This is a genomic window from Planctomonas sp. JC2975 (genome assembly GCF_012985205.1).
Classification (GTDB): Bacteria; Actinomycetota; Actinomycetes; order Actinomycetales; family Microbacteriaceae; genus Humibacter.
In genome coordinates this window covers 1-1006 of the sequence record NZ_JABEKS010000011.1, presented here as the reverse complement: position 1 = coordinate 1006, position 1006 = coordinate 1, and the positions used below count along the sequence as shown (strand labels likewise).

2 protein-coding genes are annotated in these 1006 nt (G+C 63.6%); both read left to right on the top strand.

Features of this window, described 5'->3' with window-relative positions:
* The first annotated feature begins 82 nt into the window (after positions 1-82).
* Positions 83-364, top strand: coding sequence for a hypothetical protein (locus HII28_RS19830; RefSeq protein ID WP_170027686.1), 282 nt, complete (start codon positions 83-85; stop codon positions 362-364).
* 26 nt (positions 365-390) lie between these two features.
* Complete coding sequence (locus HII28_RS19825) at positions 391-705, top strand: hypothetical protein (protein ID WP_170027690.1); 315 nt, start codon at positions 391-393, stop codon at positions 703-705.
* Positions 706-1006 lie beyond the last annotated feature (301 nt).

Sequence of the window (1006 nt, the reverse complement as noted above, 5' to 3'; positions counted from 1 at the left end):
AGGGGTCCAGTGAATGCAGCCAGCTCGACGCCAGCGTCGAACTTCCCACATTCACCAGGACATACAACAAGGGGGAAACATCATGAGCACTCTGATCACCGACAGCAACGCGGTCCTGACCTTTACCGGGCAATGGGCACGTCAGGAGATGGCGGATTACATCGCACCGGCGATGAGCTGCGAGGAGATCGACGCACTCTACGGGCTGCTGTATGCGATGGGGGAGCCGGCGACCGCCGACATGTGGATGACCGCACACGCACGGGGCGACCAGGCGGGGGAACGGCACTACCGGGCGACGGATGCGCAGTACGCGGTGCCGGTCGACCCGATGGACCTGCTGCAATGCGACAGCTGTCAGTGAGACAGCGCGGGGGAGCGGAGGTGACCATGGTGAGCACCAACTATGGGCAGCTGAACGCACACGAACTCGATCTGTTTGCCTCCGGCTACCTCGAGGCGATCGCCGACCAGAGCGGGGAGATGGAGCGGATGCGGATGGAGATCACTCGTCTCGGGCGCGAGCTCGAGGACGCGCGTGCCAACGCGGAAGCCGCCTACCACCAAGCATTCAGCGCCCGCGCCTGCCGCATCGCGGCGGCGGACACCATTAGGGGCATCGACATCATGCGGGCACGAGCGCAGGCCGATGCCAGACATGTCAGAGGCAACAGCGAGGATAACCACTGTGCTGAACTTTCTTGATCTGCCGACCTCCACGCCCGAGTTCAACCTGACGCCGTTGCAGCTCATCGTCCTAGGTGCGGTCGTCGTGTTGATGATCGCCTACGCATGGTGGTGGATATCGGCGTTCAGTCGCGGCGAAAGTGCGTTCGATAACCTGGCGACCTGGATTCGGATCCGTCGAGCACGACGCCTCGCTCGGGCGAAGCGGCACGAAGAATCGGAGCGATGAGCTCGACGTGTTCGCCGCCGGCTACCTCGAGGCGATCACCGATCAGGCCTACGAGCTGGCACGGTTGCGCTGGTTGGTCGCCCGCCTCGA

Coding starts and splice junctions, on each gene's coding strand:
- HII28_RS19825 (WP_170027690.1), top strand. CDS start 391: ATGGTGAGCACCAACTATGGGCAGCTGAACGCACACGAACTCGATCTG.
- HII28_RS19830 (WP_170027686.1), top strand. CDS start 83: ATGAGCACTCTGATCACCGACAGCAACGCGGTCCTGACCTTTACCGGG.